General features: G+C 64.7%; 17 protein-coding genes. 8 read left to right on the plus strand and 9 right to left on the minus strand.

Annotated elements, in window-relative coordinates; genetic code table 11:
* Positions 1 to 7 precede the first annotated feature (7 nt).
* The 3 genes from atpD (at position 8) to F3H35_RS12515 (ending at position 2,394) form a co-directional block, all read left to right on the plus strand.
* Positions 8 to 1,432, plus strand: coding sequence for a F0F1 ATP synthase subunit beta (atpD, locus tag F3H35_RS12505; protein WP_149779910.1), 1,425 nt, complete (start codon positions 8 to 10; stop codon positions 1,430 to 1,432).
* Between the two features lie 71 nt (positions 1,433 to 1,503).
* Positions 1,504 to 1,929 carry a F0F1 ATP synthase subunit epsilon gene (locus F3H35_RS12510; RefSeq protein ID WP_149779911.1) on the plus strand — a complete coding sequence of 142 codons (426 nt, stop codon included), beginning with the start codon at positions 1,504 to 1,506 and terminating at the stop codon, positions 1,927 to 1,929.
* 114 nt (positions 1,930 to 2,043) lie between these two features.
* The gene (locus tag F3H35_RS12515; protein WP_149779912.1) at positions 2,044 to 2,394 is read left to right on the plus strand and encodes an H-type lectin domain-containing protein; all 351 of its coding nucleotides are present in this window, start codon (positions 2,044 to 2,046) and stop codon (positions 2,392 to 2,394) included.
* Positions 2,395 to 2,457: 63 nt separating this feature from the next.
* Here the strand turns inward: F3H35_RS12515 and F3H35_RS12520 are convergent, their stop codons facing one another.
* Positions 2,458 to 3,474, minus strand: coding sequence for a ribose-phosphate pyrophosphokinase (locus tag F3H35_RS12520; protein ID WP_149779913.1), 1,017 nt, complete (start codon positions 3,472 to 3,474; stop codon positions 2,458 to 2,460).
* Between the two features lie 108 nt (positions 3,475 to 3,582).
* Here F3H35_RS12520 and F3H35_RS12525 point away from each other — a divergent pair, with 108 nt between their 5' ends.
* Together F3H35_RS12525 and F3H35_RS12530 are read left to right on the plus strand one after the other, a co-directional pair.
* Positions 3,583 to 4,182 carry a 2-hydroxychromene-2-carboxylate isomerase gene (locus F3H35_RS12525; protein ID WP_149779914.1) on the plus strand — a complete coding sequence of 200 codons (600 nt, stop codon included), beginning with the start codon at positions 3,583 to 3,585 and terminating at the stop codon, positions 4,180 to 4,182.
* Positions 4,183 to 4,185: 3 nt separating this feature from the next.
* A complete protein-coding gene (locus tag F3H35_RS12530; RefSeq protein ID WP_149779915.1) occupies positions 4,186 to 5,031 on the plus strand; it encodes an alpha/beta fold hydrolase in 846 nt (281 codons plus the stop codon).
* A gap of 220 nt (positions 5,032 to 5,251) precedes the next feature.
* Here F3H35_RS12530 and F3H35_RS12535 read toward each other — a convergent pair whose 3' ends face one another.
* From F3H35_RS12535 to F3H35_RS12560, 6 genes are all read right to left on the minus strand, one after another.
* Positions 5,252 to 6,298: a threonine aldolase family protein gene (locus F3H35_RS12535; RefSeq protein WP_149779916.1), complete on the minus strand. Its 1,047-nt coding sequence runs from the start codon at positions 6,296 to 6,298 to the stop codon at positions 5,252 to 5,254.
* Positions 6,295 to 6,771, minus strand: coding sequence for a YcgN family cysteine cluster protein (locus F3H35_RS12540; protein WP_149779917.1), 477 nt, complete (start codon positions 6,769 to 6,771; stop codon positions 6,295 to 6,297). The genes F3H35_RS12535 and F3H35_RS12540 overlap by 4 nt, the downstream gene beginning before the upstream one ends.
* Positions 6,768 to 7,706, minus strand: a complete 939-nt coding sequence (locus F3H35_RS12545; RefSeq protein ID WP_149779918.1) for a bifunctional riboflavin kinase/FAD synthetase — start codon at positions 7,704 to 7,706, stop codon at positions 6,768 to 6,770. The genes F3H35_RS12540 and F3H35_RS12545 overlap by 4 nt, the downstream gene beginning before the upstream one ends.
* Positions 7,707 to 7,774: 68 nt before the next feature.
* Positions 7,775 to 7,957 (minus strand): hypothetical protein, encoded by a 183-nt coding sequence (locus F3H35_RS12550; protein ID WP_007813293.1) that lies wholly within the window; start codon positions 7,955 to 7,957, stop codon positions 7,775 to 7,777.
* A 131-nt stretch (positions 7,958 to 8,088) separates the two neighbouring features.
* Complete coding sequence (locus tag F3H35_RS12555) at positions 8,089 to 8,532, minus strand: MaoC family dehydratase (protein WP_149779919.1); 444 nt, start codon at positions 8,530 to 8,532, stop codon at positions 8,089 to 8,091.
* Between the two features lie 113 nt (positions 8,533 to 8,645).
* Entirely contained in the window at positions 8,646 to 9,518 is an 873-nt protein-coding gene (locus F3H35_RS12560) for a TIGR01459 family HAD-type hydrolase (RefSeq protein WP_149779920.1), read from the minus strand.
* A gap of 268 nt (positions 9,519 to 9,786) precedes the next feature.
* Between F3H35_RS12560 and F3H35_RS12565 the strand changes: the two genes are divergently transcribed.
* Positions 9,787 to 10,278, plus strand: a complete 492-nt coding sequence (locus tag F3H35_RS12565; RefSeq protein WP_007813298.1) for a flavin reductase family protein — start codon at positions 9,787 to 9,789, stop codon at positions 10,276 to 10,278.
* A gap of 60 nt (positions 10,279 to 10,338) precedes the next feature.
* Here the strand turns inward: F3H35_RS12565 and F3H35_RS12570 are convergent, their stop codons facing one another.
* Complete coding sequence (locus tag F3H35_RS12570; RefSeq protein ID WP_149779921.1) at positions 10,339 to 11,259, minus strand: manganese-dependent inorganic pyrophosphatase; 921 nt, start codon at positions 11,257 to 11,259, stop codon at positions 10,339 to 10,341.
* A 95-nt stretch (positions 11,260 to 11,354) separates the two neighbouring features.
* Here F3H35_RS12570 and F3H35_RS12575 point away from each other — a divergent pair, with 95 nt between their 5' ends.
* Positions 11,355 to 12,029, plus strand: a complete 675-nt coding sequence (locus F3H35_RS12575; RefSeq protein WP_149779922.1) for a DUF2161 domain-containing phosphodiesterase — start codon at positions 11,355 to 11,357, stop codon at positions 12,027 to 12,029.
* On the opposite strand, the gene F3H35_RS12580 is transcribed toward F3H35_RS12575, so the two are convergent.
* Positions 11,998 to 12,990 (minus strand): TraB/GumN family protein, encoded by a 993-nt coding sequence (locus tag F3H35_RS12580; protein WP_149779923.1) that lies wholly within the window; start codon positions 12,988 to 12,990, stop codon positions 11,998 to 12,000. The two genes, F3H35_RS12575 and F3H35_RS12580, sit on opposite strands and share 32 nt — an antisense overlap.
* A 208-nt stretch (positions 12,991 to 13,198) precedes the next feature.
* Here F3H35_RS12580 and groES point away from each other — a divergent pair, with 208 nt between their 5' ends.
* On the plus strand, positions 13,199 to 13,486 hold the full coding sequence (gene groES / locus F3H35_RS12585) for a co-chaperone GroES (RefSeq protein WP_007813304.1): 288 nt from the start codon (positions 13,199 to 13,201) through the stop codon (positions 13,484 to 13,486).
* Positions 13,487 to 13,490 lie beyond the last annotated feature (4 nt).

The raw sequence follows: 13,490 nt of genomic DNA on the forward strand, positions 1-13,490 counted from the left end.
ACGAGATATGGCAAACGCAAAAGGCACAATCACCCAGGTGATCGGCGCCGTGGTGGACGTTCAGTTCGAAGATCACCTGCCCGAAATCCTCAACGCGCTGGACACCGACAACAACGGCAAGCGCCTTGTTCTGGAAGTGGCGCAGCACCTGGGCGAAAACACCGTCCGCACCATCGCGATGGACGCAACCGAAGGTCTGGTGCGCGGTCAGACCGTGACCGATACCGGTGGTCCGATCACCATTCCGGTGGGCGATGTCACCCTGGGCCGCATCCTCAACGTCGTGGGCGAGCCCGTTGACGAAGGTGCGCCGATCGTCGCCAAGGAAATGCGCTCGATCCACCAGCCCGCCCCCGAATTCAGCGAACAGTCCACCGAATCCGAGGTTCTGGTCACCGGCATCAAGGTGATCGACCTGCTGGCTCCCTATGCCAAGGGCGGCAAGATCGGCCTGTTCGGCGGCGCCGGCGTGGGCAAGACGGTTCTCATCATGGAACTGATCAACAACATCGCCAAGGTGCACTCGGGCTACTCGGTCTTCGCCGGTGTGGGTGAACGGACCCGTGAAGGCAACGACCTCTATCACGAGATGATCGAATCCAACGTGATCAAGCCCGACAACCTGCCCGAAAGCCAGGTGGCCCTGGTCTATGGCCAGATGAACGAGCCGCCGGGTGCGCGTGCCCGCGTCGCCCTGACCGGTCTGACGCTCGCCGAGCAGTTCCGCGACCAGTCCGGTACCGACGTTCTGTTCTTCGTGGACAACATCTTCCGCTTCACGCAGGCGGGCTCGGAAGTGTCGGCGCTTCTCGGCCGTATTCCTTCGGCCGTGGGCTATCAGCCGACGCTGGCGACCGACATGGGCGCCATGCAGGAGCGCATCACCTCGACCAAGGCGGGGTCGATCACCTCGATCCAGGCCGTCTACGTTCCCGCGGACGACCTTACCGACCCGGCCCCGGCCACGACCTTCGCCCACCTCGACGCCACGACCGTTCTGTCGCGTGCGATTTCGGAACTGGGTATCTACCCGGCCGTGGACCCGCTGGACAGCACCTCGCGCCTGATGGACCCCTCCATCGTGGGCGAAGAGCATTACAAGGTGGCCCGCGACGTTCAGGGTATCCTTCAGCGCTACAAGTCGCTGCAGGACATCATCGCCATTCTTGGCATGGACGAACTGAGCGAAGAGGACAAGCTGACCGTGGCCCGCGCCCGGAAAATCCAGCGCTTCCTCTCGCAGCCCTTCGACGTGGCCAAGGTGTTCACCGGCTCCGACGGCGTTCAGGTGCCGCTGGAAGAAACGATCTCGTCCTTCAAGGCCGTGGTCGCCGGCGAGTATGACCATCTGCCCGAAGGCGCCTTCTACATGGTCGGTGGCATCGACGAAGTGAAGGCCAAGGCCGAGAAGATGGCGGCTGACGCAGCCTGATGACTGCTGCCCCCGTGCGTGTCGGACCGAACCGTCCGGCGCTTGCGGGGGCCTCACAAGGAGGCCCATGAATGGCTGATACAGTGCATTTCGATCTGGTGTCGCCCGAGCGGCGTCTTGTGTCGGTGGACGCGACCGAAGTTCGCATTCCCGGCGCGGAAGGCGACCTGACGGCCATGGCCCAGCACAGCCCGCTTATCACGACCCTGCGCCCCGGTATCGTGACGGTGACCGGTCCGAACGGGACCGCCGATTACGTCGTGACCGGCGGCTTCGCCGAGATCGACGGCGGCAGCGTCTCGGTGCTTGCCGAGCGTGCGATCCCGCGCGACGAGATCACGCAAGCGCAGTACAAGGCGCTGGTGGACGAAGCGACCGAAAAGCTGGCCAAGGCGCAGGAAACCTTCGTCAACGAGCCCGGCCCGGTGGATGACGCGGCCAAGCTCCTGTCCGACATGGTCGCCATGGGCGATCACATCGGCCTGTCGCCCAACTGAGCACAGCCCGGTTCCGGATGTCGAAAAGGGCTCCATAGTGGGCCCTTTTCCTTTTTTGGTTCCAAATTTTGCCCCAAACCGATACTAGTCTCGCTTCGATGACAGGTTGAGCAAATGAAGCATCTTACGAGCCGCACCATCGGCATAGATCAGGGCGAAGACGTGCTGTTCTCGGATTACGAGGATGGCGGTGTCATGTGGACCGGCAACGGCCCGCGGGAGCGCCGCAAGAGCCTGCGCTTTTCCGAGCCGTTCAAGACCCCGCCTGTGGTGCATGTCTCGTTGTCGATGTGGGATATGGACAGCGCCACCAACGCGCGCGCCGATGTGGCCGCCGAAAAGATCACCACGACCGGCTTCGACATCGTGTTCCGCACATGGGGCGATACGCGCGTGGCGCGCTCGCGCATCCGCTGGATGGCGATCGGCGAATTGGCGCATGAGGACGACTGGGACCTTTACTGATCCTTTTGCCTGCCACGCCAAAGGCTTGCCGGCCCTTGCGGGCCGACGCGCCCGGTACCTGCCTCAGCCGCCGAACTGACCTTCGTAGATCGGCTCCAGCGTCTCGGTTTCGAAGAGCGACGACACCGACGTGCCGTTCCAGATGTTCAGGATCGCCTGCGCGAAGATCGGCGCGGTGGGGATGATCCGGATGTTCGCCGCGCCCTTGACCGCCTCGGTCGGCTGGATCGTGTCGGTGATGACCAGTGATTTCATGACCGATTTGGTGATCCGGTCCACGGCCGGGCCGGACAGAACCCCGTGCGTGATATAGGCGTGAACTTCCGAGGCGCCGTTATCCATCAGCACTTGCGCCGCCTTGCACAATGTCCCTGCGGTGTCGCAGATATCGTCGACGATGATGCATTTCTTGCCGGCCACCTCGCCGATGATGGTCATTTCGGCGATCTCGCCCGCCTTTTCGCGGCGCTTGTCCACGATCGACAGCGGCGCTTCGATCCGCTTGGCCAGTTCGCGCGCCCGCGCCACCCCGCCCACATCGGGTGAGACGACCATCACGTCGTCCATCGTGGCGCTGAATTGCTGCTTGATATCCAGCGCAAAGACCGGCGCCGCATAAAGGTTGTCCACGGGGATGTCGAAGAACCCCTGGATCTGCGTGGCGTGCAGGTCCATCGTCAGCACCCGCTCGATGCCCGCACCGACCAGCATGTTCGCCACCAGCTTGGCCGAGATCGGCGTCCGCGCCTTGGAGCGGCGATCCTGCCGCGCATAGCCGAAATAGGGGATCACCGCCGTAATGCGCTTGGCCGAGGAGCGGCGCAGCGCGTCGGTCATGATCAGCAGTTCCATCAGGTTGTCATTCGCCGGGTTCGAGGTGGACTGGACGATGAACATATCCTCGCCCCGGACATTCTCGTAGACCTCGACGAAGATTTCCTGATCGTTGAACCGCTCGACCCGGGCGTCGACCAGTCCGACATTCACGCCGCGATGCATGGACATGCGGCGGGCGATCGCCGTGGAAAGCTGCTTGTTGGCGTTGCCGGTGATGAGTTTCGGCTCGGGTGTTGTCGGCATGAAGGAATGTCCCCGGAGTGGCTGCAGATGACAGATTCGTGACGTTGAACTCCGCTTAGCATGGGCGTAGCGTCGGGCAAAGCTGTGCCAACCGGGGAGTCCGCAAAAATGGCCCATATCGACTATTATTTCACGACATTGTCGCCCTATGCCTATCTGGCAGGAGAGCGGCTGGAAGAGATCGCGGACCGGCATGGCGCCAGCATCACCTATCGCCCGCTGGACATCATGCAGCTTTTCCCGCGCACCGGCGGTCAGGCGCCCAAGGATCGCCACCCCTCGCGCCGGGCCTATCGCGATCAGGAATTGCCGCGTCAGGCCCGCAAGCTGGAGATGGCGCTGAACCTCCAGCCCGCCCATTGGCCGACCAATGCCGCGCCCTCGTCCTATGCGATCATCGCAGCCCAAGAGGCGGGCGGCGGCGATATGGGCAAGCTGGTGCACAGCATCCTGCGCGCTTGCTGGCTGGAAGAGCGCGACATCGCCGAGGACGAGGTCATCCGCGACTGCCTGCAGGCGGCGGGGTTCGATCCGGCGCTGGCCGATAGCGGGCTTCTGAGCGGGGCGGAAACCTATGCCGCCAACCTGGAACGGGCGGTCGCGGCCAATGTGTTCGGGGCGCCGTTCTACGTGGTCGATACCGGCCAAAGCTTTTGGGGACAGGACAGGCTGGGGGATCTGGACCTGCATCTGGCGGGCAAGCTCTGAGCCATGCCGCGCGATCTGCGGGCGGGGATCGAGACCCACTGGACGACATTCGGGCACGGCCCGCGCCGGGTTCTCGCGATCCATTGCTCGCTGGCCCATGCCGGAAGCTGGGCCGGTCTTGGTGCCCGGCTGGCCGAGCGGATGACGCTCATTGCCTTCGATCTGCCGGGGCACGGGCAAACGGCGCCATGGGATGCCGGCATGGGCGAGGTGCAGGGCCTGAGTGCCGCCATGGCGCTTGATTTCGCGACCGATCTTGCCGCCGAGGCAAGTGGAGAGATCGCCACCGGGACGGTCGATCTGATGGGGCATTCCTTCGGGGCCACCGTGGCCCTGCGGCTGGCGGTGGAACGCCCGGACCTGGTGCGCTCGCTGGTGCTGATCGAGCCGGTGCTCTTCGCCGTGGCCTTCGCGGATGATCCGGGGGCGCGGGCGCGCTACGAGGCGGATATGTCTGGCTATGCGCGTGCCATCGCCGCAGGCGATGCCGTGACCGCGGCGCGGGAATTCACCGCGATCTGGGGCGATGGGCGCGACTGGGACACGCTGCCCGAGACCGCGCGCGCAGCACTCGCGCGCACCATTCCCATGATCGACGCGGCAGCGCCCGCCTTGATGGAGGATGTGGCGGGGGTGCTGACCCCCGGCGGTCTGGATCGCGTGGCCTGCCCGGTGCTGCTTCTGGGCGGCAGCGCCTCGCCCGGCATCACCGAGGCGATCGCCGAGGGGTTGGCCGCGCGCCTGCCGCATGCTGCGCGCGCGATGATCGGTGGTGCGGGCCATATGGCGCCGATCACTCATCCGCGCCAGGTGGCCTCGGAACTGCAGCGGTTTTTCGACGGGGTCTGAGCGGGGCATTTGGGGGCCAGCCCCCGTCGTTGAAATCCCGAAGAGGGGGATTTCAACGACTCCCCCGGGATATTTCAGGCCAGAAGAAACGCGAGCGCCGGACGGGTCTAAAGCGTTCCGCCTTTAGCCTGAGGCTTCAGCGACAGGCGGAACGCGTGCACCGATTGAACCGAGCACCGCATTTCGCGAAAATATGGGATTGGGGTTTTCGCGAAACGCTTTAGCCGCGCGCGGCCTCTACGAAGCTGTCGATCGCCGCCTCGCTGACCGACCAGTCGCAGACCAGCCGCATCGACAGCGGCTCTGCCGGGTCCGCGCCATCAAGCTGGCCCGCGCGCAAACCGTAAGGCGCACCTGCCGCATGCAGGCGCTGATGGGTGGCGCGGGGCAGGGTGGCGAAGATCATGTTGGCCTGAGGTTCAGCCAGGAAGGCGCAGTCCGGCAGGCTGCGCAGCCCCTCGGCCAGACGCGCGGCGCGCGCATTGGCGGCGCGCGCCATGTCGAGCCACAGATCATCGGCGAGATAGGCCAGCATCTGCGCCGAGAGGAACCGGTGCTTGGAAAACAGATGTCCCGCACGCTTGCGGCGCAGCTCGAATTCCCACGAATGGACGGGGTTGAAGACGATCACCGCCTCGACGCCGAGACAGCCGTTCTTGGTGCCACCGAAGCTGACCGCGTCGATCCCGGCCTTCCATGTCATCTCGGCGGGGGTGCAGCCAAGCGCCACCAGCGCATTGGCAAAGCGCGCGCCATCCAGATGCACCGGCAGCCCATGCGCCGCCGCCACGCCCGAGAGGGCCTGCAATTCCTCGAGCGTGTAGAGCCGGCCCATTTCCGTCACCTGCGTGAGCGAGACCGGGCCGGGCTGGGCGACATGCACATTGCCATGGCCCGCCTCGGCGATGGCGGCGGACAGCTCTGTCGGGGTCATCTTGTCGGCCTCGCCAACCAGCGACAATTTGCAGCCGCCGGTATAGAATTCCGGCGCCTGGCATTCGTCGCAGTTGATATGGGCGAGCGGGGTGCAATAGATCGTCTGCCAGGGCTGTGCCAGCGTCGCCAGCGCCAGCGCATTGGCCGCGGTGCCGGTGGCCACCAGATGCACCATCGCCTCGGGGGCCTCGAAGATCTCGCGCAGGCGGGCGCGGGTCTGCGCCATCAGATCATCCGCGCCATAGGACGCGGCATAGCCGTCATTCGCACGCGCCAGGGCCTCGATGATCCGCGGATGTGCGGGACCGCAATTGTCGGAGGCGAATGTCATGTGCCTGGCTCCTCGATCAGATGGTCTTCCCAGTCGTCCTCATCGACCTCGAACTCGGGGATGGTGGCGTTCTGCACCGATACGCCGGCGCGGTGCACGCTGTCCGGATCGCCCGAGATCAGCGGGTGCCAGTCGTAAAGCGGCTTGCCGTGATGGAGCAGCTTGTAGGCGCAGGTTTCGGGCATCCAGTAGAGATGGCCCTCAAGGTTTCGCGCATCCAGCGTGATGCATTCCGGCACGAACTGGTGGCGGATATCGTATTGTGCACAGCGGCAGGTGCTGTCGTCGAACAGGCGACAGGCGACGCGGGTCAGCGCCACCTCGCCGGTCTCGTCATCTTCGAGCTTGTTGAGGCAGCATTTGCCGCAGCCATCGCAGAGCGCCTCCCATTCGTGGCGGGTCATGCGCGACAGGGGCTTGGTTTCCCAGTAGCGCGGCGCAAGGCCCGTGCGGTCGATCGGATCGTCGCTCATGACGCGCCAAGGATGTCGCGGGCGCGGGCGCAGTCGGCATCCATCTGCGCGATGAAGGCCTCGAGACTGTCGAAGGTGGCTTCGGGGCGCAGGTACTCCACCAGCGCGACCGACAGCTCCGCGCCATAAAGATCGCCGGAGAAGTCGAAGATGAAGGTCTCGAGATTGGGCACCTCACCATGAAACATCGGTCGCACGCCGAGCGAGGCCGCGCCGTGATACTGCCCGGCATGGGGGCCGTCGCGCACCTCGACCAGCACGGCATAGACGCCGAAGCGCGGCGGATGCAGCCCTTCGATCGACATGTTCGCGGTCGGATAGCCCAATTCGCGGCCCCGCTGTTCACCCCCCACCACCGGGCCGTCGATCCGGTGCCAGTGCCCCAGCATGGCGGCGGCGTCGCGCGGGCGTCCTTCGGACAGGGCGGCGCGGATCGCGGTCGACGAGACCTGCCCGGTCCGCCCCTCGAGCAACTCTGCGATGGTCACGCCGAATCCCATCTCGCGGCCGAACCGCTCCAGATCGCGCGCGTCGCCCGCGCGCCCCTTGCCGAAACAGAAATCCGCGCCCACCACCACATGGCGCAACCCAAGCCCGCGCGCGATCACGTTGCGCGCGAACTCATAGGGCGAAAGGGCCGCCATCGCGGCGTTGAAATTCAGCTCATAGAGCTTTTCGATCCCGAGTTTCTGCAGGCGATGCGCGCGCGCCTCGCGGCTCATCAGCCGGAAGGGGGGCGAATCGGGGGCGAAATATTCCCTCGGGTGCGGCTCGAAGGTCAGCACCCCGAGCGGCGCGCCCAGTGCCGCGGCATGCTCGCGGGCGATGTCGATCACCGATTGATGACCCAGATGCACGCCGTCGAAATTGCCGATGGCGACGGATGCGCCCCGGTCGGCCTGATCCACATAGTCATAGTCGCGGACAATCTGCATGGCGCAGGGGTAGCCCCATGTCCGCGCAGGTGCAAGCGCGATACGCGCCCGCGTCCCGTGCCTCGCGATCAGCTTTGATGCGGGCCGCGCATCTCGGCGATGGCCAACCGGATACGCTTCCAGTTTTCGGCTTCCTGCGTCTCGCCGGCCTCGTCCGATTCGCGCATCCTGCGGGCGGCGATCACCGGCGCCTTCGATCCATAGGACGACAGAAGCGCGCGGGCATATTCCGTTGTCTTTGCGGTTTGCATGATGTCTCCTCCTTTGACCGGGACGGTGCGATGCACGCGCCCGGATGGGGGAGAAGTGTACCACAACGGGCGCCCGCCCGATCAAGGGGCAGGCGGAGCGTCCCTGTTTTGCGGCGGGATGGCGCGCAGGATCAGTCGAATTTGCCCGATGGCGCCAGCACCGTGGCCTCGCCGATCAGCACCTTCTTGCCGTTGACCAGACAGCGGCAATCCAGTTGCACGCGGCGCTTGGCATGGTCGATGCCGATCACCTCGACCTCGGCCAGCACCATGTCGCCGGGCCGCACGGGTGCCAAAAACTTGAGTGTCTGGCCCATATAGACCGTACCGTGCCCCGGAAGCTGTTCCCCGATCACCGCCGAAATCAGCCCGGCGGTCAGCATCCCGTGGGCGATCCGGCCCTCGAAAATGGTGTCCTGCGCATAGGCATCGTCCAGATGCACCGGGTTCCGGTCGGTCGAGACCTGCGCGAACATCTCGATATCCTCGTCGGTGACGACTTTGCGCAGGCTGCGGGTCATGCCCATCTCGATTTGCTCGATGGTGATGGTTCCGCGTGGCATGTTGTCCAACATTCGCCCCTCCTGACCGGCTGGTGGGTAATAATCGCGACACTCAGCCGCTCAAAGTTGGAACTTTATTACTTTGCAGATGCAGAAAATCAAGCCTTTTCTGCTCAAGGAACGCTTTAACGCAAAAAGCCGATCGCATAGGTGGGGTGCATCTGCTCGTCCTGAAGATAGGCCTCAAGCGCGCTTTCGTCGGGATGCCGGTTGGTTTTCGTCTCTTTCGCGGCCAGCCCGCCGGTGATGAACAGCGAATCGATATCCTCGCCCACGGCGCCCGCGATATCGGTCTGGATGCCGTCACCGATCGCCAGAATCGAGGCCGTCTCGGCATCGCGCCCCATCGCGGCCAGACGGCGGCGGGCCAGATCATAGATCGGCGGGTGCGGCTTGCCGAAATAAAGGCTCTCGCCCCCCATCTCGGTATACAGCCGCGCCAGCGCGCCGGCGCACCATTCGCGCCGCTCGCCCCGGTCCACCACGATATCGGGATTGGCACAGAGCAGCTTCATCCCCTTGGTCTTTGCATAGAGGAAATCGGCGCGATACTCCGACGGATCGGCCATCGGATCGAACGGCCCGGTGCAGACGATGCCTTGGGCCTCCTGCAGGGGCACGGTCTCGATCTCGACGGGATCCTTGATCACTTCCAGCGGCTCGAAAAATTTCGTGTCGCGCGCTTCGCCGATGAAATAGACCTTCTCGCCGACGGCCCCCTGAAACATCGCCGCGCGCGCGCTGTCGCCGGATGTGGTGATGACATCCCAGCAATCGGTCGGCACATCAAAGCTCACAAGCTGTTTTTCCACCCCGGCACGGGGGCGCGGCGAATTGGTCACCAGAACCACGGTCCCGCCACCCTCGCGATAGGCCCGCAAGGCCGCGACCGCCTCGGGAAAGGCGGTCACGCCATTATGCAGGCACCCCCAAAGATCGACGAAGAGCGCGTCATAACGGTCGGAAATCTCGGAGAGCGACTGGATGATCTGGGTCATGGAACGGGCCTGCGCAGCTTGGGGACGAAAAACGCCTCAGCTATGGCAGGCCCGCGCCGCAATGGCCACCTTGAAAATCCGTCCTGTGATGGGGTGTGGCCGCAAGGGCCTCAAGCTTTCCCGAAGAAAGATTTGGGCATCGGCGGCAAACCCACTATCTGTTGCGCAATGCATGTTCGCGCGCACATTGACGTGGCCGCACATGCCGTTGAAATCAGGGGACCATGAACCGAATGACACGGCCAGAACTCGAAACCGGGGTGCAGGCATGACCGCTGCGCGGGATGCTTTCGTCGCCGCCATGCGGCAGGTGGCCTCGACGGTGACCGTCGTCACCACCGATGGCCCGGGCGGGCTGATGGGCGCGACCGTCAGCGCCTTCACCTCGCTTTCCGCCGACCCTCCGGCGGTGCTCGTGTGCCTCAAGGCGGATAGCCGAATCGCGCTTGCAGTGGCCGATAACGGCACCTTCACCGTCAATGTCCTGCCCGAGGACGCGGTGGATGTGGCGCAGCGCTTTGCGGGGGCGTTCGACCATGAAAACCCCGATCGCTTTCATGGCGTCATCGCCACGCCCAACGAATTCGGGCCGATCCTGCCACGGGCCACGGCCTTTACCTGCACGCTGCAGAAAACCTACAACCACGCCACGCATCAGATCTGCATCGGGGCGGTGTCGGGAATTTCCAATGCCGGGGAACGGCCGCTCACCTACATGCATGGCGCCTTCCATGTGGTGCGGCCCAAACAGGCGCTCTGATCCAGACACAGAAAAAGGGGCGCCCCTCGGGACGCCCCTCGAACCCAGACCCTGCCTTGCTCAGAGAGCGAGGTTTGGGATGATCTGCTTCTTGCGGCTCATCACGCCGGGCAGCACCACATGGTCACCCGCGACAGTCGCGCCAAAGCTTTTCTCGGCCAGCGTCTTGACCAGATCGTTGGGCACCAGCAGCGTGGCCTCTTCGTTCAGGATATCCACCACGAACAGCAGAACCTGATCCACGCCATCTTCGGCGGCAACGTCCTGCATGCTCTGCATCAGGCTGTCCTTGCGATCGAGCACCGTGGCCGGCGCCGTCGTCTCCAGCACCGAGACACGGAATTTCGTGCCCGCGACCTCGTATTCCTTGCTGTCCATGCGCAACAGCTCGGCATCCGAAAACGCCGACACGTCGGATTTGGCGGCGAACATCTCGGCGGCATAGCTGGCGATATCGACCCCCAGATCGGCGGCCAGACGCTCGGCCACGGCGCGGTCATGCGCGGTGGTGGTGGGGCTGCGGAACTCAAGCGTGTCCGACAGGATGCAGGTCAGCGCGGCCCCCTTCATCGCGTCGGGCATCTTGGCGGCATGCTCGCCCATCAGATCGACCATGATCGTCGCCGTGCAGGCCAGCGGGCGCACGGTGATGTCGATCGGGCCTTTGGTCTCCAGCCCGCCCACCAGCTTGTGATGGTCGATGATCCCTTGAATATCGGCCTCGTTGATCGCACCCGGCAGTTCGGCGGGGTTGTTGGTGTCCACGATCACGCAGGGCTGGCCCGGCTCGACATCGGCGATGATGCGCGGCTTGGGCAGCGACCAGCGCTCCAGCATGAAGGCGGCCTCGGTGTTGGGCTCGCCCAGAAGAACCGGCTCGGCGTCGGTGCCGTCCACCTCGTTGAGATACCAGGCCCACAGGATCGGCGATCCGGTGGAATCGGTGTCGGGGGATTTATGGCCGAAAACAAGCGTCGTCATTGTCACTGTCCTTACGGGTTTGGATCGGATTTGCGCGCCTTATATGAGGGCAGGGCGGGCTTGTCACCCATGCGCGTTGCGGCCATTTTGCACGCATGAGCAAACCCGCCGAAACCGCGCTGTATCCCCCCGTCAAGACATGGCTTGAAGCGCTCGGCTATACCGTCAAGGCCGAGGTGGGCGCGGCCGACGTTCTGGCCATCCGCGACGGCGCCGAGCCTGTGGTGGTTGAGTTGAAAACCGGCTTTTCGCTGACCCTCCTGCAACAGGCCGTGGCCCGTCAGGCGATCACCGATTGTGTCTATGTCGCGGTGCCGCGCTGGCGGGGCCGGGCGGGCTGGCGGGCGTTCAAGGGCAATCTGGGCCTCTGCCGCCGTCTCGGGCTGGGCGTGCTCAGCGTGCGCACCGAGGATGGCTTCGTGCAGCTGCATTGCGATCCCGCGCCCTTCGTGCCTCGCCGGTCGGCCCGCCGCCGCGCCGCCCTTCTGGGCGAGTTCGCGGCGCGCGAGGGCGATCCCAATGCCGGGGGCACGCGGGGGCAGGTGATGACCGCCTACCGGCAGGACGCGCTGCGCTGTGCGGCGCATCTGGCGGCACATGGCCCGCTTCAGGGTGCGGCGGTGGCCCGCGCGACCGGTGTGGGGCGCGCGACACGGATCATGGCCGACAATCATCACGGCTGGTTCGCGCGTGTCGCGCGCGGCGTCTATGCGCTCAGCGATGCAGGCCGGGCCGAGATCACGGATCGAACGGCAGACGCTCGATCGTGAACCCCTCGTTTTCCAGCAGGCGCAGAACGCCTGTCTCTCCCGGCAGATGCGCCGCACCCGCCGCCACGAACAGCCGGCGTTCAGGGGCTGCGCTCAGCACCTCGATCCAGTCCTTGTTGCGCCGGGTCAGCAGCATCTCTTCGAACTGCTCGAAATCCTGTGCCGCACTGTCGCCCCCGAAGTCCAGCGAGACCCTCTTGGAATAGGCCCAGATCAACGCGATCTCCTCGGCCAGATATCTCTGGCGCAGCGTATAGGCCATGTCGTCCGGGCTGCCTGTCCAGGCAAAGAACAGCCGGATCATTTCAAGCTGCTCGTCCATCTCGAACCCGTCCAGCATGCCCATCAGCACGCGAAAATCTTCCAGCGAGCGCGATGGATTGCCCAGCTCGCCGGCATACACCCCGATCAGATGGTCGATCCCGTCCCCGTCCATGGCGCCATTGCGCGCCTCGCAGGGGCCGATCCCCATCATCATCGCCGCCCAGACCGGCTTGAACCTCGCGGCAAAGAACGGCGGGATCGCGCGGGCGCGCATCTCTTCTGCGAACAGCGCCCAGTCGTCCTCGCCCAGCAGATCGGGCAGGGTGGGGCCTTCGGTGATGAACATGAGCGACGGATCTTCCGCCAGCGCCTCCTGCATCGCGTCCTGATCGGCGTTCGAGATCTCCAGATAGACCGCCTCGGCCTCCGCGATGAGCGGGCGCAGCGCCTCAAGATGGGCCTCTGTCGCCTCATGCGGGAAATGATAGGTGCCAAAGAGCGTGATCTCGGTGTCGCCCCGCGTCGCCCGCCAGAGCAGCCCCTCGGGATAGGGCATGTCCATCGCCTCGGCGCGCAGATCGGCTTGCGCCTCTTGGGGCAGGGCGGCGATCAGGTCGGTGCCGTCGCATTGCGTGGGGGCGGCCGCGACGCTCAGGGGCGCGAGAAACACAAGCAGGGCAAACAGGATACGTGACACGGGGACGGCCTCCGGCAAAGGGTTTGCCAAAAGCTAGGGGCGCCTGGCTCGGGTGGCAATCTTGCGGCGTGCAAAAAAATGCACGACGGGGCGTTGACAGCCCCTTGGCAACTCCTTACCTATCCGCCGTTAGCACTCGAACAGGGTGAGTGCTAACGGCCCCATGAGGGTCCATCAGGTAATAACTTTGAGCCAAGGAGCCAAAGACATGGCATTCAAACCGCTGCACGATCGTGTGCTCGTCCGCCGCGTTGAAAGCGAAGAGAAAACCGCAGGCGGGCTTATCATCCCCGAAAGCGCGAAAGAAAAGCCCCAGGAGGGTGAAGTCGTCGCCATCGGTGAAGGCGCCCGCAAGGACAGTGGCGAACTGATCGAGATGGCCGTCAAGGCCGGCGACAAGGTTCTGTTCGGCAAGTGGTCGGGCACCGAAATCACCCTCGATGGTGAAGAGCTGCTCATCATGAAGGAAAGCGACATCCTGGGCGTCATCGCCTGATCCG

The sequence above is a fragment of the Roseovarius litoreus genome (assembly GCF_900142765.1).
GTDB classification, from domain to species: Bacteria; Pseudomonadota; Alphaproteobacteria; order Rhodobacterales; family Rhodobacteraceae; genus Roseovarius; species Roseovarius litoreus.

Excerpts from the sequence above, each read along its gene's own strand:
- atpD (WP_149779910.1), top strand. The coding sequence starts at position 8 with ATGGCAAACGCAAAAGGCACAATCACCCAGGTGATCGGCGCCGTGGTG.
- F3H35_RS12510 (WP_149779911.1), top strand. The coding sequence starts at position 1,504 with ATGGCTGATACAGTGCATTTCGATCTGGTGTCGCCCGAGCGGCGTCTT.
- F3H35_RS12515 (WP_149779912.1), top strand. The coding sequence starts at position 2,044 with ATGAAGCATCTTACGAGCCGCACCATCGGCATAGATCAGGGCGAAGAC.
- F3H35_RS12520 (WP_149779913.1), bottom strand. The coding sequence starts at position 3,474 with ATGCCGACAACACCCGAGCCGAAACTCATCACCGGCAACGCCAACAAG.
- F3H35_RS12525 (WP_149779914.1), top strand. The coding sequence starts at position 3,583 with ATGGCCCATATCGACTATTATTTCACGACATTGTCGCCCTATGCCTAT.
- F3H35_RS12530 (WP_149779915.1), top strand. The coding sequence starts at position 4,186 with ATGCCGCGCGATCTGCGGGCGGGGATCGAGACCCACTGGACGACATTC.
- F3H35_RS12535 (WP_149779916.1), bottom strand. The coding sequence starts at position 6,298 with ATGACATTCGCCTCCGACAATTGCGGTCCCGCACATCCGCGGATCATC.
- F3H35_RS12540 (WP_149779917.1), bottom strand. The coding sequence starts at position 6,771 with ATGAGCGACGATCCGATCGACCGCACGGGCCTTGCGCCGCGCTACTGG.
- F3H35_RS12545 (WP_149779918.1), bottom strand. The coding sequence starts at position 7,706 with ATGCAGATTGTCCGCGACTATGACTATGTGGATCAGGCCGACCGGGGC.
- F3H35_RS12550 (WP_007813293.1), bottom strand. The coding sequence starts at position 7,957 with ATGCAAACCGCAAAGACAACGGAATATGCCCGCGCGCTTCTGTCGTCC.
- F3H35_RS12555 (WP_149779919.1), bottom strand. The coding sequence starts at position 8,532 with ATGTTGGACAACATGCCACGCGGAACCATCACCATCGAGCAAATCGAG.
- F3H35_RS12560 (WP_149779920.1), bottom strand. The coding sequence starts at position 9,518 with ATGACCCAGATCATCCAGTCGCTCTCCGAGATTTCCGACCGTTATGAC.
- F3H35_RS12565 (WP_007813298.1), top strand. The coding sequence starts at position 9,787 with ATGACCGCTGCGCGGGATGCTTTCGTCGCCGCCATGCGGCAGGTGGCC.
- F3H35_RS12570 (WP_149779921.1), bottom strand. The coding sequence starts at position 11,259 with ATGACGACGCTTGTTTTCGGCCATAAATCCCCCGACACCGATTCCACC.
- F3H35_RS12575 (WP_149779922.1), top strand. The coding sequence starts at position 11,355 with ATGAGCAAACCCGCCGAAACCGCGCTGTATCCCCCCGTCAAGACATGG.
- groES (WP_007813304.1), top strand. The coding sequence starts at position 13,199 with ATGGCATTCAAACCGCTGCACGATCGTGTGCTCGTCCGCCGCGTTGAA.